The sequence below is a fragment of the Pseudonocardia wallangbongensis genome, from assembly GCF_054486945.1.
Genome location: NZ_JBRERS010000011.1, coordinates 97085 through 114573, shown reverse-complemented (window position 1 = coordinate 114573; position 17489 = coordinate 97085). Strand labels below are relative to the sequence as shown.

The 17489-nt window shown below is 72.9% G+C and carries 21 protein-coding genes and 1 pseudogene; 9 read left to right on the top strand and 13 right to left on the bottom strand.

All coding sequences use genetic code 11. The annotated features are described in order from the left end of the window. The first annotated feature begins 49 nt into the window (after positions 1 to 49). Together ACU436_RS32265 and ACU436_RS32260 are read left to right on the top strand one after the other, a co-directional pair. On the top strand, positions 50 to 1216 hold the full coding sequence (locus ACU436_RS32265; protein ID WP_459030805.1) for a sensor histidine kinase: 1167 nt from the start codon (positions 50 to 52) through the stop codon (positions 1214 to 1216). Beyond that, positions 1213 to 1854: a response regulator gene (locus tag ACU436_RS32260; RefSeq protein ID WP_459030804.1), complete on the top strand. Its 642-nt coding sequence runs from the start codon at positions 1213 to 1215 to the stop codon at positions 1852 to 1854. Before ACU436_RS32265 ends, ACU436_RS32260 begins: the two co-directional genes overlap by 4 nt. A 4-nt stretch (positions 1855 to 1858) precedes the next feature. Here the strand turns inward: ACU436_RS32260 and ACU436_RS32255 are convergent, their stop codons facing one another. Together ACU436_RS32255 and ACU436_RS32250 are read right to left on the bottom strand one after the other, a co-directional pair. Continuing rightward, positions 1859 to 2893: an Rpn family recombination-promoting nuclease/putative transposase gene (locus tag ACU436_RS32255; RefSeq protein ID WP_459030803.1), complete on the bottom strand. Its 1035-nt coding sequence runs from the start codon at positions 2891 to 2893 to the stop codon at positions 1859 to 1861. Between the two features lie 31 nt (positions 2894 to 2924). Then, positions 2925 to 3122, bottom strand: coding sequence for a hypothetical protein (locus ACU436_RS32250; RefSeq protein ID WP_459030802.1), 198 nt, complete (start codon positions 3120 to 3122; stop codon positions 2925 to 2927). 404 nt (positions 3123 to 3526) lie between these two features. Here ACU436_RS32250 and ACU436_RS32245 point away from each other — a divergent pair, with 404 nt between their 5' ends. Both ACU436_RS32245 and ACU436_RS32240 read left to right on the top strand, forming a co-directional pair. Next, on the top strand, positions 3527 to 4423 hold the full coding sequence (locus tag ACU436_RS32245; RefSeq protein WP_459030902.1) for a helix-turn-helix domain-containing protein: 897 nt from the start codon (positions 3527 to 3529) through the stop codon (positions 4421 to 4423). Next, a complete protein-coding gene (locus ACU436_RS32240) occupies positions 4413 to 4625 on the top strand; it encodes a DUF397 domain-containing protein (RefSeq protein ID WP_459030801.1) in 213 nt (70 codons plus the stop codon). The genes ACU436_RS32245 and ACU436_RS32240 overlap by 11 nt, the downstream gene beginning before the upstream one ends. 12 nt (positions 4626 to 4637) lie before the next feature. Here ACU436_RS32240 and ACU436_RS32235 read toward each other — a convergent pair whose 3' ends face one another. Both ACU436_RS32235 and ACU436_RS32230 read right to left on the bottom strand, forming a co-directional pair. Continuing rightward, positions 4638 to 5549 (bottom strand): S1C family serine protease, encoded by a 912-nt coding sequence (locus ACU436_RS32235; RefSeq protein WP_459030800.1) that lies wholly within the window; start codon positions 5547 to 5549, stop codon positions 4638 to 4640. A 147-nt stretch (positions 5550 to 5696) separates the two neighbouring features. Next, complete coding sequence (locus ACU436_RS32230) at positions 5697 to 6017, bottom strand: response regulator transcription factor (RefSeq protein ID WP_459030799.1); 321 nt, start codon at positions 6015 to 6017, stop codon at positions 5697 to 5699. Between ACU436_RS32230 and ACU436_RS32225 the strand changes: the two genes are divergently transcribed. Both ACU436_RS32225 and ACU436_RS32220 read left to right on the top strand, forming a co-directional pair. Beyond that, positions 5995 to 6285, top strand: coding sequence for a hypothetical protein (locus ACU436_RS32225; protein ID WP_459030798.1), 291 nt, complete (start codon positions 5995 to 5997; stop codon positions 6283 to 6285). The genes ACU436_RS32230 and ACU436_RS32225 overlap by 23 nt on opposite strands. Positions 6286 to 6308: 23 nt before the next feature. Continuing rightward, the gene (locus tag ACU436_RS32220; RefSeq protein ID WP_459030797.1) at positions 6309 to 6488 is read left to right on the top strand and encodes a hypothetical protein; all 180 of its coding nucleotides are present in this window, start codon (positions 6309 to 6311) and stop codon (positions 6486 to 6488) included. Between the two features lie 13 nt (positions 6489 to 6501). Here the strand turns inward: ACU436_RS32220 and ACU436_RS32215 are convergent, their stop codons facing one another. From ACU436_RS32215 to ACU436_RS32200, 4 genes are all read right to left on the bottom strand, one after another. Next, positions 6502 to 7002: a hypothetical protein gene (locus ACU436_RS32215; protein ID WP_459030796.1), complete on the bottom strand. Its 501-nt coding sequence runs from the start codon at positions 7000 to 7002 to the stop codon at positions 6502 to 6504. 92 nt (positions 7003 to 7094) lie between these two features. After that, complete coding sequence (locus tag ACU436_RS32210; RefSeq protein ID WP_459030795.1) at positions 7095 to 8210, bottom strand: XdhC family protein; 1116 nt, start codon at positions 8208 to 8210, stop codon at positions 7095 to 7097. Next, positions 8203 to 9336: a vWA domain-containing protein gene (locus ACU436_RS32205; protein WP_459030794.1), complete on the bottom strand. Its 1134-nt coding sequence runs from the start codon at positions 9334 to 9336 to the stop codon at positions 8203 to 8205. Before ACU436_RS32205 ends, ACU436_RS32210 begins: the two co-directional genes overlap by 8 nt. Positions 9337 to 9342: 6 nt before the next feature. Beyond that, positions 9343 to 10245, bottom strand: coding sequence for an AAA family ATPase (locus ACU436_RS32200; RefSeq protein ID WP_459030793.1), 903 nt, complete (start codon positions 10243 to 10245; stop codon positions 9343 to 9345). A gap of 504 nt (positions 10246 to 10749) precedes the next feature. Between ACU436_RS32200 and ACU436_RS32195 the strand changes: the two genes are divergently transcribed. Next, the gene (locus ACU436_RS32195; protein WP_459030792.1) at positions 10750 to 11106 is read left to right on the top strand and encodes a transglycosylase family protein; all 357 of its coding nucleotides are present in this window, start codon (positions 10750 to 10752) and stop codon (positions 11104 to 11106) included. Positions 11107 to 11123: 17 nt separating this feature from the next. Here the strand turns inward: ACU436_RS32195 and ACU436_RS32190 are convergent. Next, positions 11124 to 12043: pseudogene (locus ACU436_RS32190) on the bottom strand (molybdenum cofactor biosynthesis protein MoaE). Further along, positions 12040 to 12519 carry a cyclic pyranopterin monophosphate synthase MoaC gene (gene moaC, locus ACU436_RS32185; protein ID WP_459030791.1) on the bottom strand — a complete coding sequence of 160 codons (480 nt, stop codon included), beginning with the start codon at positions 12517 to 12519 and terminating at the stop codon, positions 12040 to 12042. The pseudogene ACU436_RS32190 and the gene moaC overlap by 4 nt, the downstream one beginning before the upstream one ends. 480 nt (positions 12520 to 12999) lie before the next feature. Here moaC and ACU436_RS32180 point away from each other — a divergent pair, with 480 nt between their 5' ends. Beyond that, a complete protein-coding gene (locus tag ACU436_RS32180; RefSeq protein ID WP_459030790.1) occupies positions 13000 to 13533 on the top strand; it encodes a LysM peptidoglycan-binding domain-containing protein in 534 nt (177 codons plus the stop codon). A 65-nt stretch (positions 13534 to 13598) separates the two neighbouring features. On the opposite strand, the gene ACU436_RS32175 is transcribed toward ACU436_RS32180, so the two are convergent. Together ACU436_RS32175 and ACU436_RS32170 are read right to left on the bottom strand one after the other, a co-directional pair. Continuing rightward, the gene (locus ACU436_RS32175) at positions 13599 to 14183 is read right to left on the bottom strand and encodes a nucleotidyltransferase family protein (protein ID WP_459030901.1); all 585 of its coding nucleotides are present in this window, start codon (positions 14181 to 14183) and stop codon (positions 13599 to 13601) included. After that, positions 14180 to 14380 carry a hypothetical protein gene (locus ACU436_RS32170; protein ID WP_459030789.1) on the bottom strand — a complete coding sequence of 67 codons (201 nt, stop codon included), beginning with the start codon at positions 14378 to 14380 and terminating at the stop codon, positions 14180 to 14182. Before ACU436_RS32170 ends, ACU436_RS32175 begins: the two co-directional genes overlap by 4 nt. A 197-nt stretch (positions 14381 to 14577) precedes the next feature. Here ACU436_RS32170 and ACU436_RS32165 point away from each other — a divergent pair, with 197 nt between their 5' ends. Next, positions 14578 to 16827: a helicase-associated domain-containing protein gene (locus ACU436_RS32165; RefSeq protein ID WP_459030788.1), complete on the top strand. Its 2250-nt coding sequence runs from the start codon at positions 14578 to 14580 to the stop codon at positions 16825 to 16827. Here the strand turns inward: ACU436_RS32165 and ACU436_RS32160 are convergent. Further along, complete coding sequence (locus ACU436_RS32160) at positions 16786 to 17469, bottom strand: hypothetical protein (RefSeq protein ID WP_459030787.1); 684 nt, start codon at positions 17467 to 17469, stop codon at positions 16786 to 16788. The genes ACU436_RS32165 and ACU436_RS32160 overlap by 42 nt on opposite strands. Between the last annotated feature and the right edge of the window lie 20 nt (positions 17470 to 17489).

Below are 17489 nucleotides of genomic sequence, written 5' to 3'. Positions count from 1 at the left end.
GTACTTCCGGCCGAGGGAGATCACCGGCGTCCGCACATAGGCTCGTGCCGTGATCGGCCTGCTCCGCTGGGTCCGGCGGCACCTGGGACTGGTGGCCGAGCTGGCCGCGTACGGCTTCTGGCTGCTGGTCGACCTCGCCATGGCCGCATCCACCGGTTCGCTCGCGACCCTCGTACCCGCTGTGGCCATCCCGCTGGTCGTGCTGCTGCGCAGGCGGCCGGGTGACCGGCTGGTGCCGACCGCCGCCGCAGCCATCGGCCTGTCCGTCGCGATCTCGGCGTTCGCGACGGTGCGGACGGCGGTGCTCCCGGTGACGCCGATGTCGGGGATGGCGTTCACCGAGCAGCTCGCGCTCGCCGTCGTCGTCGTCACGGTGCTGCACCGCCGCCCGCTGCGCCCGGCGCTCGCGCTCACCGCGGCCGCCGCGGTGGCCATCGTCGGCTCACCGATCATGCGGATGCCCGACCCCGATGGGAGCGATTTCAGCGTCCTGTCGGCTCTCGGCTGGGGCGGCGCCGTTGCGATCGGGCTCGTGCTGCGCGAGATCGACACCCGCAGGCGCGCCGCGGTGGACGACACCCGATCCGCCGAGCGGATGGAGCTCGCCCGCGAGCTGCACGACGTCGTGGCCCACCACGTCACGGGCATCGTCGTGGCCGCCCAGGCCGCCGCCGTCGTCGCCCGCACGTCCCCGGACGACGTCGACCGCGCGCTCGCCGCCATCGAGACCGCCGGCACCGACGCCCTCACCGCGATGCGGCGGATGGTCGGCGTCCTGCGCGGGCAGGACACCGAGGGCGCCCGCACCCCCGGCGCGGAGCTGGCCGAGGTGACCACCCTCGTGCATCGGTTCGACCCCGACGCCCGCCTCGTGCGGCTCACCGGGGACCCGGGACTGGAGCACGCCGTGCTTCCACCGGGGGTGGCCGCAACCGGCTACCGGGTGGTGCAGGAAGCTCTCACCAACGTCCGCCGGCACGCGCCGCACGTCACCGCGGTCGAGGTGGACGTCCGGATCCGCGAGGAGGCCCTGCTGGTGTCGGTGCGCAACGACGGCGTTCCCACGGCCCCCGTGGGCGCGCGAGCGGGAGGCGGGTTCGGCCTCGTGGGGATGGGCGAGCGGGTGACCGCGCTGGACGGCATGCTCGCCGCAGGCCCGACCGCGCCCGGGGTGTGGACGGTGTCGGCCCGGCTCCCGCTGCGGGGCACCCGATGATCCGGGTACTGCTCGCCGACGACCAGGAGATGGTGCGGACCGGCTTCCGGCTGATCCTCTCCGCCGAGCCGGGCGTCGACGTCGTGGGCGAGGCCGGCACGGGCGTCGACGCCGTCACCCTCGCCCGCGAGCTGCGCCCCGACGTCGTGCTGATGGACATCCGGATGCCCCAGCTCGACGGCCTGGAGGCCACGCGCGTGCTGACCGCCGACCCGGAGCCGCCGCGCATCGTCGTCGTCACGACGTTCGACCTCGACGAGTACGTCTACGGCGCGCTCCGCGCGGGGGCGTGCGGCTTCCTGCTGAAGGACGCGGGCCCGCGGCTGCTCGTCGAGGCCGTGCGCGCCGCGGCGGCGGGCGACGCGCTCGTCTCCCCGTCGGTCACGGTGCGGCTGCTCGAGCACCTGGCCGCACGCCCGGTCGCGCGCACGCCACAGCTGCCCGACCCGCTCTCGCCGCGCGAGCTGGAGGTCGTCCGCGCCGTGGCCCGCGGCCGCACCAACGCCGAGATCGCCGCGGAGCTGTTCGTCTCCCTCTCGACGGTGAAGACGCACCTCACGAACATCCAGACCAAGCTCTCGGCCCGCAACCGCGTCGAGATCGCCGCGTGGGCGTGGGAGCACGGCCAGGTGCGCTGACGGGTCAGCGGAACACGTCAGCAGGCGTCGCGGCGTCGAGCACCCGCTCGGTCCAGAGGTCGAGCTGCTCCAGCGAGGCAGCGTCGATCCGCGTGTACACCTCTCCGGGAATCGTCCCGAACTTGCGAGTGAGCAGTCGAACGAGCACTCCGGCCGCATGCTCGGCCCGGCCCTTGGCCTCACCCTTGGCCAGTCCCTTGGCCTCACCCTCGGCACGGAGCATGTCTGCGGTGGTCATGTAAACCTCCTCGGCCTCGGGACCGATCTGCGCCGCCAGCCAGGCGAGCCGGTGGGGTGGTGTCTCACTGGCTACTTGAATGTACTTCAGCAAGGCGCCCATCAACTCGGGCCAATCGGGATAACGCCGCAGCAGGTCCCGGAAGTCGGCCAGGTCGTAGGGGTCGATCCCGGCGACGGCGTCGCCGGTGTGGGTGGGCACGATCCGCAGCAGCCGCATGGTGAGCCGGACCGGGGCGGTGACAGGGCGGGCCCGCAACGCCGGCTGGTCCAGCTTCGTGAGGTCGTCGAGCAGGAATCGGAACCGTGGCAGGAACTCGCAGGCCAGGTCGCGGGTCTGCGGGTCGAGGTAGAGCAGCTCGCTCAGCTCGGCGGGGTGGGTCCAGGGTCGCGGGCCCTGGTAGACCACCAGCGGAATGATCATCGGAAGTCGTCTGGTCTTGGGGTGCTGTTCCAGGTGGCGGTCCCAGATCCGCATCAGATAGCGCAGCATCCGCAGGGGCATCATCGGGTCCGGGCTGCTCTGGTGTTCGATCAGCACGTAGACGTAGGCCGGGCGGCCGTCCAGGCGGGTGCGCATGAGCACGTCGCAGTGCCGGTTGTGGAGTTCCTCGTCGATGAAGCTGCCGTTGACCGGGTGCAGGTTCGCCAGATCCAGCCGGTCGATCAGCGCCGTGGGGAGGACCGCGCGGAGTTCCGAGGCCGCGTGCACGGGCTTGCCGAACACGAACTTGAACAACGCGTCGTGCGGCTGCGCGACGGCTCCACTCGGCGAGCCGGGCTGATCGGGACCATCCGGCATGGGTGGGACGCTACGGACGGGCACCGACAGTTCATCCGTCTGCCGGGCGCCGCGCGAGGGTGGCGGCGGTGTGGTGCAGGCACGGCCAGGACTCGAACCCACGCTGGCCGGGGAGGGTGCAGCGGCGGCAGTGGCCGGTGCCGTCGTCGACGTGCTCGGCGAGGAGCTTCTCCATCCTTGCCGGGTTGTCCCGGAGGAGCGCGACGATCAGGGCGAGGGTGTCGTTCATCGGGGCCGCTGAGCGGCTCGGAGCTGTCCGAGGTGGACCCGGACGCGGCGGGGCCGCTCGATCGTGACACTCCGCGTGTAGGCGGGAAGCGCGATCGTCTGGGCCCCCTGCCCCTGCCGTATCTCCGGGTACCAGCGGCTGACGGAGCCGTCGATGCCGGTGGCGGTCACGACGATGCGTACGGCGGTCGACCGCCCCCAGGGCCACGTACTCACGGTGAATTGCCCCCTCATCGGTGATGGGCTGTGACGACGCAGATCAGTGAACTATGAGTCGGACTAAAGAACAACAGAACCATGTGTACTGTCTTATAGATGTCTTGATGCGCTCATCGGTGTCTTACCGATGACTGCTAAATTTGGGCGACACACCGCCCAGGGACCGGAGGTGGTCGAGTGACCGACATGGTCGGGTCGGCGTTGATCCGTCGCCACATCGGCAGGCGCTTCGTCGCACTGCGCACGCAGGCCGGGATCACGCAGGAGCAGGCCGCGATCGAGCTCCAGCGCGCGCGGGCGACTCTCGGCCGCATCGAGGACGGCGACGAGCGCGTACGGTTCCGCGACGTCGATGTCCGGGCGATGCTGGAGCTCTACGGTGCGGGGCCCGAGGAGAGCAAGATGCTCATGGCTCTCACCGCGGAGACCCGCAACGGCCGGAAGAAGTCCTGGTGGCACGACTACACGGAGAGCGCCCTGCCCACGTGGTTCGGGCTCTTCGTGTCATTGGAAGACTCGGCCCGGACGATCTCTCAGTACGAGTCGGAGCTGGTCCCCGGCCTGCTGCAGACCCGGGCCTATGCCGAACAGATCAACAGCATGCCGCCGGGCTACACCGATGACGACGAGATCCAACGGCGCGTCGAAGTACGTCTGGAACGACAGACTCTCCTGACTCGCCCGCGGGCGCCGCACCTGATCACCATCCTCAATGAGGCAGTGCTCCGGCGCCCGGTCGGTGGCGCCTCGGTGATGGCGGAGCAACTGGGCCACCTGCTCGCGGTCACCCAGCAGGCCGGGGTATCGGTCCGCATCCTGCCCTGGGCCGCTGGCGCGCACGGTGGACTGGGAGCAGCGAACTCGTTCGCGCTGCTTGACTTCCCGGAAGACCCTCTGGCCAGGGAGCCGATGGAGCCGCCCCTCGTGTACGTCGACACGCTGACCGGCGCGATGTACCTGAACAAGGCTGACGAGGTGAGCGCATACCGCCTGGTCTGGGCTGATCTGGAGCGGCGGGCGCTCGACAAGGTCAAGTCGCGAGAGGTGATCACCAAAGCTATGGAGGATTTCCGTGGTACCTGACCGCAGCCGCGTCGCATGGCGCAAGAGCAGCTACAGCGGGAACGGTGGCAACTGCGTCGAGGTCGCCGACGACCTCTTGGGCGAACGCGGGGTCGTGCTCGTCCGCGACAGCAAGGACCCGGTCGGCCCGATCCTGACCTTCACCCGCGCCGAGTGGAGGGCCTTCCTCCACGGCACGACGGCGGGCGAGTTCGACCTCTGAGATACGGCCGCTTCAACCGAGCTCCGTCGGCACCGCGACGACGTCGACCATCGCCCCGTTGCGCAGCACCGTGACCGGGAGGGGCACGCCGATCGCGTCGCCGAACAGCTGGCGCTGGATGCCCTGGGCGTCCTGCACGGGCCTGCGGCCGACGTCGAGCAGGAGGTCGCCCGCACGCAGGCCGGCCCGCGCCGCGGGGCTCCCGCCGATCACCTCGGCGAGCCGCAGCCCGTTCTTGCGCCCGTACTTCTCCGCGACGACCGCGGGCACCGGCGCCGGGCTCCCGACCACGCCGAGGTAGGCCCGTCGCACCCGGCCGTCGGCGAGCAGCGTCTCCACGATCCGGCGGGTGGTGGCGTTGACCGGGACCGCGAGGCCCAGCCCGATCCCCGCCACGGCGGTGTTGATGCCCACCACCCGGGCGTGCGAGTCGGCCAGCGCGCCGCCGGAGTTGCCGGGGTTCAGCGCGGCGTCGGTCTGGATCACGTCCTCGACGACCCGTCCCGCGCGGCCGCTGCGGGTGGGCAGCGCCCTGCCCAGCGCGCTCACGACCCCGGCCGTCACCGAGCCGGCGAGGCCGAGCGGATTGCCGACGGCCACGACGAGCTGGCCCACCACGAGCGCGTCGGCGTCGCCCAGCCCGACCGGCGGCGGCAGGTCGCCCGCCCGGTCGGCGCGGAGGACGGCCAGGTCGGAGAGCGGGTCGGTGCCGACGACGGTGACGCCGGTCTGGGTGCCGTCGACGAACTCGGCGCGGCCGGTACGCGCCTCGCCGACGACATGGGCGTTCGTGACGAGGATCCCGTCGACCGGCACCACCACGGCCGACCCGCCGCCGCGACAGGTGCGGACGGCGGCGACGCGCCCGGTGAGCTCGGCCGCCACGGCGCTCACGGTGCGGGAGTAGGAGTCGAGCTCGTCCATGACGACCTCCTCGCGATTACAGCGTTACAGATGAAGAACGTCGATCTCGACACAGGTGTTCCTGATGCCCGGACGGCCACGGCGCCGAGGGCACCGATCGCTCCACAGCTCGACGTGCATCACCGACCGCGAAGGTGTGCGGCCGGATCAACCGCTCCCGAGGAACGCGAGCACCGCCAGCACCCTGCGGTTGGTGTCGTCGTGCGGCGGGAGGTCGAGCTTGGTGAGGATGTTGCCGACGTGCTTGCCCACCGCGGGCTCGGAGACGACGAGCCTCCTGGCGATGGCGGCGTTGGAGTGGCCTTCGGCGACGAGGGCGAGCACCTCACGTTCCTTGGCGGACAGCCGGGACTGCGGGTCGTGGTGGCGGCGCAGGAGCCGCCGCACCACCTCGGGGTCGACCACGGCACCGCCGTCGACGACCTGGCGCAGCGCGGTGACGAACGTGGTGCTCGACCTCGACGACACCGGCGCGTGGCGGGTCGGCAGCACGTCCGCCGCCATCGACGTGCGCGTCCTCGGCGGCGACCGGGAGGGGGTGCAGGTGGACCGCACGATGGAGTACACCGACGGCGACCGCCCCGAGGAGCGCATCGAGCAGGCGGGCGACACCCTGATGATCACCGCGAGCTGCCCCGACACGCTGGCCGTCGGGACGCCGACGTGCCACGCCACCTACGAGATCCGGGTGCCGTACGGCACGTCGGTGCGGCGGCGAACGACAACGGCTCCCTGACCGCGCAGGACACCCGCGGCGCGGTGGACCTGCGGTCGAACGACGGCGACATCACCGTCACCGTCCCGGCCGGCGACACCGGCTACGCCGTGTCCGCCGAGTCGCACGACGGCGAGGCCACCGTCGACGTTCCGCAGGATCCCGCCGGGGTGCCGATCCGGGTGGCGTCCGACGGCGGCGACGTCACGGTCGGCCGCGGGTGAACCGCTGTCCCGGTCAGCCGGTGTGGATGGAGCCCCCGTGCTCGGCGAGGAAGGCGCGGGTCGCGTCGGCACTGCGCTTCGCCATCCGCCCACCCGCCTGGATCCAGGCCGGCATGAAGGCGAGCAGGCAGGCCTGCACGACGTAGAAGAAGGAGAGGACGGCCGTCGTCGTCATGGGGGGCGTGACGGCGACGGCGAGGCTGAGGGCGGCGCCGAGCCAGAACAGCCAGCGCAGCCCGTTCATCATGCGTGCGGTGGTGGCGGAGACGCTCTCACCGCGGCGGACGGCGAACGCGGCCAGCCGCGGATCGCGCACCGGCAGGCCCCGCGTGTTCGCCCAGTGAACCGTCCACCGATCACGCGGGCGCAGCGTCCGTGCCGTCTGCTGCCCGCTTGTCCAACCACCCTCGCCCAGGGCCCGTTTGCCGCCCCACACCCGCACGGCCAGGCCGATCGGCACCGCGATGACGACGGCGAGCAGGACCCCCACGATCATGAGCGGGATCGGGTTCATGATGAGCCTCCGTGGTTGGAGATGTCCGTGACACTCCGAGAGACTCACGCCACCCGGTCCTGGTTGGGGTCGGGGACGAATTCGGCTGAACCTCAGCCGGTGTGGATGGGGCCCTCGCGCTCGGCGAGCCGCGAACCCTCGCCACCCCAGTGCAGCGCGATCATCTCGGCGGCGATCGAGACGGCCGTCTCCTCCGGGGTGCGGGCACCGAGGTCGAGGCCGATCGGGGAGGACATCCGCGCGATCTCCGCCTCCGTGACCCCGACCTCGCGCAACCGCTCGATCCGGTCGTCATGGGTGCGGCGCGAGCCCATCGCCCCGATGTAGCCCACCTGGGGCAGCCGCAGCGCGACCTCCAGCAGCGGGACGTCGAACTTCGGGTCGTGGGTGAGCACGCACAGGGCGGTGCGCCGGTCGATCCGGCCCGCCTCGGCCTCGGCCGCGAGGTACCGGTGCGGCCACTCGACGACCACCTCGTTGGCGCCGGGGAAGCGGGTCGCCGTGGCGAAGACCGGGCGGGCGTCGCACACGGTGACCCGGAACCCGAGGAAGCTGCCGATCTTGGCCACGGCGGCGGCGAAGTCGATGGCGCCGAACACGATCATCCGGGGTGGCGGCGCGAACGACTCGACGAACACGTCGAGCCCCTCGCCTCGGCGCTGGCCGTCGACCCCGTAGTGCAGCATCGCGTTGCGGCCCGCGTCGAGCAGGCCACGGGCGTCGTCGCGCACGGCGTCGTCGAGGCGGCTGGAGCCGGTGCCGCCGTCGACGCGGTCCGGCCAGATCACCAGCCGCTTCCCGAGGCGCTCGACGGGCCCGGCGACGACGGTGGCGACCGCCACCGGCGAACCGGAGCGGATCGCGTCCGTCACGGTGCCGAGCTGCTCGTAGGTGGCCTGGTCGACCTTCTCGACGAAGATGTCGATGATGCCGCCGCAGGTGAGGCCCACGGCGAACGCGTCGTCGTCGGACACGCCGTAGCGCTGGAACACCGGCCGGTCGGCGGCGAGCACCTGCTGCCCGAGCTCGTACACCGCTCCCTCGACGCACCCGCCGGACACGCTCCCGACGGCCTCGCCGCCCGGTCCGACGAGCATCGACGCGCCGGGCTGGCGCGGCGCGGAGCTGTAGGTTCCGACCACCGTGGCGAGGGCGGCGGTCTGCCCGTTCTTCCACCAGCCCTCGAGCTGATCGACAACATCACGCATCGCGCACCACCTCGAGCAGTCGTTCCAGCGTGGCCAGGCTGTGGCCGGCCAACAGGTCGTCCAAGAACGGGAGGGCCGCGACTATTCCACCCTGCACGGGCGCGTAGCCGTCCTTGCCGACGTGCGGGTTCACCCAGACCACGCGGTGGGCCAGTCGGCGCAGCCGGCTCATCTGTTCGCGCAGCACGTCGGTCTCGCCGCGCTCCCAGCCGTCCGAGAACACGACGATCACGGCCTGCCTGGCGGCGCCGCGTTGTCCCCACCGGTCGACGAACGCGCGCAGCACCTCGCCCAGCCGGGTGCCACCCGACCAGTCCGGGATCGCCTTGGCCGCGGCCGTGAGCGCGCGCTCCGGGTCGCGCATCCGCAGCTCGCGGGTGACGCGGGTGAGGCGGGTGCCGAGGGTGAACGCCTCCACCGCTCCCGGCGACCGGCGGACCACGACGTGCGCGAACCGCAGGAGGGCGTCGGCGTACGGCTCCATCGAACCGGAGACGTCGACCAGCAGCACCACCCGGCGAGGCCGCCGGGACCGGTCACGCCTGAGCAGCTCGCGCAGCTCACCGTGGTTGCGCAGGGCCGCCCGCAACGTTCGCCCGGGGTCGGTGCCACCGTGTGTGGACGGGCGCAGCCGCCGGGACACCCGGGTGGGCAGCTCGGGGCGCAGCAGGGCCATCAGCCGGCGCAGGTGTTCCCGCTCGACCGGGGTGAGCTCGCCGAGGTCGCGGTGGCGCAGGATCTCGGTGCCGCTCGCCCGCGCGTGGATCTGCGGGGAGTCCGAGTCGTCGTCCTCACCGCCCTCCGCATCCGCCGGGGTGAGCGCGGCGAGCCGCGGTGGCGGTGGCGGCCGCTCGTCGCGCACCTGGGTGCCGCCACCCTGGCCCGGCTCGAACCACCCGGCGAACGCCTGGTCGTAGCGCGGCAGGTCGTCGGGGTCGGAGCAGAGCGTGAGCCGGCCGGCCCAGTAGGTCTGCGTGCGGTCGGTGACGTCGAGCGCGTCGAGCGCCGAGAGGAAGGCCGCCACCCGGTCGGTGGTGATGGCGAGCCCCGCGTTGCGGAGCACGACCGTGAACCCCACGAGCCCGGGGATCGGGTCCGTGGTCGGCGGCGTGAGCGTCGGTCCCATCCGGCGTCAGGAGGCGAGGAGGGTGTCCAGCTGGGCGCGGATCCGATCGGCGTCCTCGCGGTACTTGAGGACGGCACCCAGCGTGGCGGCCGCGGCGCCGACGTCGAGGTGCCGCGCGCCGACCAGCTGCAACGCCCGGGCCCAGTCGATCGTCTCGGCGACGCCGGGCGGCTTGAGCAGGTCCGACTGCCGCAGCTTCCGCACCGCCCCCGCGACCTGGGCGGCGAGCCGCTCGGGGATGCCGGGCAGCCGCGAGTGCAGGATCTCGATCTCCCGCTGCAGGTCCGGGTGGTCCAGCCAGAGGTAGAGGCAGCGCCGCTTGAGCGCGTCGTGGACCTCACGGGTGCGGTTGGAGGTCAGGACCACGACCGGCGGCTCCTTCGCCCTGATCTCGCCGATCTCCGGGATCGAGACGGCGTGCTCGGTGAGGACCTCGAGGAGGAACGCCTCGAACTCGTCGTCGGCGCGGTCGACCTCGTCGATCAGCAGCACGCTCGGGCTCGTCTGCAGAGCGCGCAGGATGGGGCGGGCGAGCAGGAAGCGGGGGTCGTAGAGCGAGGCTTCGACCGCGACGGCGTCGAGGGTCTCCCCGGTGGCGGACGCCGCCGCCTCCAGGGCACGCAGGTGCAGCAGTTGCCGGGGGAAGTCCCAGTCGTAGAGCGCCTGGGAGGCGTCGATGCCGTCGTGGCACTGCAGCCGGATCAGCTCGGCACCCAGCACCTGGGCGAGCGCCTGCGCCAGCGCCGTCTTGCCGGTGCCCGGTTCGCCCTCGCAGAACAGGGGACGGTTCATCTCCATCGCGAGGTAGGCGGCGGTGGTGAGTCCGTCGTCGGCGAGGTAGCCGGTGGAGCGGAGGGCCGCCGCCAGCTCCGCGGGCGACCCCGCGGCATTCGAGGGGCGTTCTGTCACGGTTCCAGCATGACGGACCGGAAGCCGGCCAGCCACTACTGGTGAGCCCCGTCATGTACGTCGAGCGACGGACCTATCACTGTGCGTTATCTTCAGAACGCGTCACAATCGGTAATACTTCCGGTTTGAAGATATTACTTTCCTCGTGATCAGAATGTGATCACGAGACTCCTGACCTGGGCGTATCCGCTTACCTCCAAGTCAATCGCGTCGTTAACGTGACGTTGCTCACGTCAGCCTAGTTTGACGATTCGCCCGATACGACTCGTAGCGTCAACGTCCGGTCGCGCCAGAAGGTTCGACCGAAATGCATCCGGAACCGTCGCACCATCCCCAGTCCCGCGGTTCCGGTCCGTCGAGCAGAAGACGGGACTGGGTCGAGTGCGGCATTCATGGCGGTCCTTACCCCCGGGCCATTCATGATCGCCTGAACGTGTTCGCCCGGCCCTTCACGGCCCGCTGACGAGCACGTTCGCCTCGCCGGTGCGATCAGGAGACACCGAAATGACTTCACGACCGGATTCCCACCTGGGCCGAAAGCTGGTGCGCCTGGCTATCGTCGGTGCAGTTGCGGTCGGCGCCCCCTTCGCCGTCGCCGGGACCGCTGACGCGGCCTCGACCTCGACCTGGGACAAGCTCGCCAAGTGCGAGAGCGGCGGTAACTGGAAGACCAACACGGGTAACGGCTACTACGGTGGCCTGCAGTTCAGCCCGCGCACCTGGCGCGCCCACGGCGGCAAGGGCATGCCCCACCAGGCCAGCAAGGCGCAGCAGATCAAGGTCGCGGAGCGCATCCAGGCGAACCAGGGCTGGAAGGCCTGGCCGTCCTGCTCGAAGAAGCTGGGCCTCGGCCGCGACTGATCACGTCCCGGTGCCGATCAGGCGGAGCCGACCCACTCGTCGGAGCCGTCGGCGAACAGCTGGTGCTTCCAGACGGGCAGCAACCGCTTGACCTCGTCCACCAGCTCGGCACAGGCCGCGAAGGCCTCCTTCCGGTGATCGGCGGCGACGGCGCAGGCCAGCGCCACGTCGCCGATCCCGAGCGGGCCGATCCGGTGGCTCACCGCGATCGCCCGCACCCCGGTGGCCCTGGCCGCGACGTCCGCCGCGACCTCGGCCACGATCTTCTCCGCGGTCGGGTGGGCGCTGTACTCGAGACCGCGCACGGCTCGACCGCCATCGTGGTCTCGAACGACCCCCGCGAACGTGACCACCGCGCCCGCGGCGGCGTGGTCCACGAGCGCGGCGTGCTCCGCGACGTCGAGTGGAGTCTTGCCGACCTCGGCGCGCAGCACGGCGGCACCGGTTCCCGTTCCGATCATCGGTGGTCCCCTCCTCGCAGCTGGTCGACGGCGTGATCGAGGACGTCGGCCAGCACGGCCAGACCGTCTCGAACTCCACCTGTCGATCCGGGCAGGTTCACGACCAGTGTGCGCCCGGCGACGCCGCTCAGGCCGCGCGACAGCACCGCCGTCGGCACGGTCGGCGCACCCGCGGCACGGATCGCGTCGGCCAGGCCGGGCACCTCGTAGTCGAGCACGCCCCGGGTGACCTCGGGGGTGGCATCGGTCGGCGAGATGCCGGTGCCGCCGGTCGTGATCGCGACGTCGACGCCGTCGGCGACCGCCGCCCGCAGCGCCGCACCCACCGGCTCGCCGTCCGGCACGACCGTGGGGTCGGGCGTGGTGTACCCGCGATCGCGCAGCCAACCCACGATGATGGGTCCGCCGCGGTCGGCGTAGACACCCGCCGCGGCGCGGTTCGAGGCCGTGACCACCCTGGCCCGACGCTCGCTCATGAACGGTCCTCGGGGCGCGTCCAGGTACCGGACTTGCCGCCCTCCTTGCGCTCCACGCGCACCTCCTCGAGCACGGCGGCCGGGTCGACGGCCTTCACCATGTCGTGCAGCGTGAGCCCGGCGACCGCGACCGCGGTGAGCGCCTCCATCTCCACGCCCGTGCGATCGGTGGTGCGCACCGTGGCTCGGATCCGGATCTCGTCACCCTCGGCGTCGAGATCGACCACGACGCCGCTCAGCGCGATCGGGTGGCACAGCGGAACGAGGTCGGGCGTGCGCTTGGCGCCCATGATCCCGGCGATCCGGGCCGTGGCGAGCGCATCGCCCTTGGGCAGCCCGTCCCGGTGCAACAGGTCCACCACCTCGGCGGTGGTGCGCAATCGTCCAGTGGCCACCGCGGTGCGCGCGGTGGCGTCCTTGCCGGTGACGTCGACCATGCGGGCCGCGCCGGCGTCGTCGACGTGGGTCAGCTCCACGGGGAAACCCTACGACCTCGGCGTACGGGGTTCCGCGACGCGTTCGAAACGTGATCTGAGTCACTACTTAGCAACCTGAAAGTAATCTTGATCGTTGGGTCCGACGTCGCACTGAGCTGCGCGAATCGGGCACCGAGAAGCCGCGCGCACGCGGCGCCGGGGGTTGCGCCCCGAGCGGCAGGGGTTCCCGATCGACCGATCCGGCCGTAGCGTCCCTCCTCGGTCCGACCGGGTGCCCCAGATCCGGAAGGACCCCGGGAATCGCAGCGCTCCCCTGTCCGGCGTTCCCGGCCCCCGCCCCCTCACGAAGTGCGGGACAGGAACGGACCGCGGCCCGACCGGGCCGCACCGCCAGCTCCCCGGCGGTCGTCGTCCGGATGCGCAGCGCGCGGAGTTGCCCCCATGGCCCGCTATCGCGGCCGTCACCGTGCCCCGAGCAGGACCGGTCGGACCATTGCCCGTACCGCCGTCGCGGGTGCCGTGGCAGGCGCCCCACTGCTCATCGCGGTCCCCGCCAACGCCGCCCCCGACTCGGCGTGGGACAAGCTCGCCAAGTGCGAGAGCGGAGGCCGGTGGGACATCAACACCGGCAACGGCTTCCACGGTGGCCTGCAGTTCACGCCGACGACGTGGTCCGGCTTCGGCGGCAAGGAGTTCGCCTCCGTGGCCTACAAGGCCAGCCGTGCGGAGCAGATCGTCGTCGCCGAGCGGGTGCTCGCCAAGCAGGGCTGGAACGCCTGGCCGGTCTGCTCGCGCAAGACGGGCGTCCGCGGCGAGTCCTCCACCCAGCGTGACGCCCCGGAACGCAAGTCGGGCAGCTCCGGCGACCAGGTGCGCCTGGCCGCGCAGGAGACCAGCACGAGCGGCGACTACGTGGTGAAGGGCGGCGACACGCTCGGCCGGATCGCCTCCGCCAACAACATCTCCGGCGGCTGGAAGGCTCTGGTCGAGAAGAACCCGGCGCTGAAGAGCAACCCGGACTCCCTCAAGGTGGGCCAGCGCCTCACTCTCTGACCCCGTCCCGCGGTACGAACGGCACTTTCGCACGCTAGATGCGTACGAGAGTGCCGTTCGTGCGACTAGGGGTGGTGGAAGCGCGCCAGCTGCTCCGGGGTGTCCACGTCGTCCGGTACAGCCAGGTCGCCGCATTCGACCAGCTCCAGGTCGGGGTGGCCCGACAGGTAGGCGCGTGCGCCGGCGTCGCCGGCGGCCGCCGCGCGCACACCGGGCCAGTGAGCCCGCCCGAGCAGAACCGGATGGGCCGGGTGGGCGTCGTACGCCGCCCGGGCGAGGACATGGGGGGACGCCAGCGCCGCGAGGCGGGCGACTGCCGCGGCGGTGACCCCCGGCAGATCCACCAGGTGCACGAGCGCGGCGTCCGGAACCGGATCCAGCCCGTCGAGCGCGGCCAACCCGGCGCGTAGCGACGCGCCCATGCCCTCGTTCCAGTCGTCGGCCACGACGGCCCGCACGCCGGCCGGCAGCAGCGGCTCGACCTCCTCCGCCGCCGCACCGACGACGACCACGAGCGGCGCGCAGCCGCCGTCGGCGAGCACCCGGACGGCCCGCCGCACCAACGGCTCGCCGTCGAACCGCACGAGCGCCTTGGGCCGGCCCATCCGCCTGCCGGCGCCGGCCGCGAGCAGCAGTCCCGCGGGGGCTATCGGTTGATCTCCGTGGTGGGGTGGACGTAAGGCACCTCGTCGACCGGGAACTCCACGTCCCCGAACGGGGAGAGCGAGCCCTGTACCGGGCTCGCGAGCTCGGTGACGGGGTGCTCGCCGTCGGGAAGGTCCGGCCACGTCGGGTCGATCCGGCGGGAGCGCTCGGCCACGATGTCCTCCTCGTTCTCGGTGGTCACCAGCAGTATCCCGCACGGGCCGGCGCGACGTCGCGGGCTACCGTGGAAGCGATGCCGACTCCGTCAGTGTCCCGCCCGGCGGGACTCGGAACGTCCCTCGACCGCCCAGCCGCCCGCTGGCTGCGTCGTCGGGGCGCCCGGGTACGCCCGGTACGAGGGTGTCCCTCCGCCTTGCCAGCGGACGGCCGGATCCGCCGATGAACGCACCAGTTCCGCCGGGCGGGACACTCATCGACTGGCTCCGCGCCCAGGACGACGAGATGCTCGCCACGCTGCTGCGGCTGCGCCCCGACCTGGGCGTGCCGCCGCCGGCGGATCTCGTCGTGCTGGCCACCCGGGCGGGCGTCCGCGCCTCCGTGCACCGTGCCTGCGACGACCTCGACAGCGTCACGCTCGCCGTGCTGGAGGCCGCCGTCGTCGCCGACGCCGACACCGCACCCGTCGCCGTCACCGAGCTGGCCCGGCTCCTCGGACCGGACCTGCCGGCCGGCACCCTCGACACGACGCTTCGGGCCCTGCGGGACCGAGCCCTGCTCTGGGGCGCCGACGACGCGCTCTCGCTCGTACCGGCCGCCCGCGACGTGGTGCCTCGGCACCCCGGCGGGCTCGGCCGACCGGCCACCGGCCCGGCCGGCTCGTCCGCGCTGCCGGAACTGCTCGCCGCCGCCACGCCCGAGGAGCGCCGCGTCCTCGAGGCCCTGGCCGCGGGTCCGCCGATCGGGCGCAGCCGCTCCGGGGCCGATCCGGACAGCCCCGTCGGGCGCCTGCTCGCCCGCGGGCTCCTGCTGCGCGTCGACTCCGAGACCGTCGAGCTGCCCCGCCAGGTCGGCCTCGCGCTGCGCGGCGACCGGCCGATGGGCAACGTCCCGGTCGCGCCGCCGGACGTCGGGGCGGTGGACCGCGGCTCGGGGGCCGTCGACCGGACGGCCGGTGGCGCCGCGCTCGAGGTGCTGCGCCGCCTCGACCTGCTCATCGCGTTCTGGGCCCACACCCCGCCGCCGGTGCTGCGTTCCGGCGGCCTCGGCGTCCGCGAGCTGCGCCGGGCGGCGCGGGAGATGGACACCGACGAGGCCACCGGCGCCCTGCTCGTCGAGCTCGCCCTCGCCGCCGACCTCGTGGCCGAGAGCGACGGCGTGGTGCCGGACTGGGTGCCCACCACCACCGCGGACGTGTGGGCGGCCGGCGGACCGGAGATCCGCTGGACCACGATCGCGCGCGCATGGCTCGACCTGCCCCGCCTGCCCGGCCTCATCGGCCGCAAGGACGACGCCGGCCGCCCGATCTCCGCGCTCTCCGACGGCGTCCGCCGCCCCCTCGCGCCGCGGGACCGGCGACGGGTGCTGGCCGGTCTCGCGGAGCTGCCGGCCGGCACCGCCCCCGCGTCGGCCGCGACTCTCGCCGACCTCCTCGCCTGGCGCGCCCCGCGACGCGGCGGGCGGCTGCGCGACGAGCTCGTCACCTGGGTGCTCGCGGAGGCCACCGTGCTGGGCGTGGTGGCCCTCGACGCCCTCACCGGGCCGGGGCACGCGCTGCTCACGGACCCGGACCGGATCGTGGCCGCCCTCCGCGTCACGCTGCCGGAGCCGGTCGACCACGTGCTCCTGCAGGCCGACCTCACCGCGGTGGCTCCGGGCCCGCTGGAGACCGCGCTGGCCCGCGAGCTGGACCTGGTGGCCGACGTCGAGTCCGCAGGCGGGGCCACCGTGTACCGCTTCACCGAGGCCACGGTCCGCCGGGCGCTCGACGCCGGGCGCTCGGCCACCGACCTGCACGAGCTCTTCGCGAAGCGCTCGGCCACCCCCGTCCCGCAGGGGCTCACCTATCTCGTCGACGACGTGGCGCGCCGGCACGGGCAGCTGCGCGGCGGCGTCGCGGCCTCGTTCCTGCGCTCCGACGACGAGGTGCTCGTCGCCGAGGTGCTCGCCCACCCCGGCACCGCCGCGCTCGAGTTGCGGCGCATCGCCCCCACCGTGCTCGTCTCCCCGCTGCCGCTCGTCGAGGTGCTGAACGGGCTGCGGACGGCGGGCTTCACCCCGGCCGCGGAGGACACCGGCGGGGCCGTGCTCGACCTGTCCGACCGCGGCCGCCGCACGTCCCCCCGCCGCCGCAACGCCACCCGCAGCGGCCCTCCCGAGCAGGACGCCGCGCAGCTCGCCGCGCTCGTGTCACGCATGCGCGCGGGCGACGCGATGGCCGGGGTCCGGCGCGGGGCGGCCGCCCCGGTCACGGCGAACGGTTCCACGCTCGACATGCTCCGCTCGGCCGCCGCGGCCAACCGCAGCGTCTGGATCGGGTTCGTGGACGCCCACGGCGTGGCGGGTGAGCGCGTGCTGGCGCCGCGCTCCGTGGGCGGTGGCGTCGTGGAGGGCCAGGACACCGTCAACGGCGACGTGCATCGCGTGCCGCTACACCGGATCACCAGCATCGCGCTGGTGGAGGACGCCTGAGCCGCGCACCGCGGCCGCGAGCACCAGGCAACCGGCCGCAACGAGGACGCCGTGCGCGATCCGCAGTGCCGGCGGCCCGAAGAACTGCGGGAGGTACAGCGCGAAGCCGACCGCGAACGTGACGCCTGCCCAGCCCGGGAGCACGCCCGACCGCGCCACCGCCACGGCCGCCAGCACCCCTGCGACGGCGAAGAGCACCAGGCCCGCCGCGAAGATGGTGGCGGGCCAGACTCCCATCCGGAACGCCTCGACCACCTCGAGCAGGCTGGTGTCACCGGTCTGGAGGATGCGCTCGCCGATGACGGGCAGCGCGAACGCCTCCGCCCCGTAGTAGGGGAGCACGAGCGCGGCGCCGACGGCCCAGAGCAGCGCGGCGACCCGCGCCGGCCGTGCGCCGCCGGTACGCACCAGCGCGTCGCGGAGGCCGAGGAGGCCGAAGGCGACGAGGACGAACGCGGCGACGGCCGAGAGGTGGGCCGGGATCCAGGCGGGCGAGGTGAACGCGGCAGGCGCCCCCTCCGGGGTTGTGTCGGACCACGGACGCAGTGCCGGGTAGAGCACCAGCAGAGCCCCCGCGACGGCGAAGGACCATGCGGCCCGTGCGGTCGCGGGCCGGCGGTCGACGGTTGCGGGGACGGTCATGCGAATTCCTCCGACGCAAA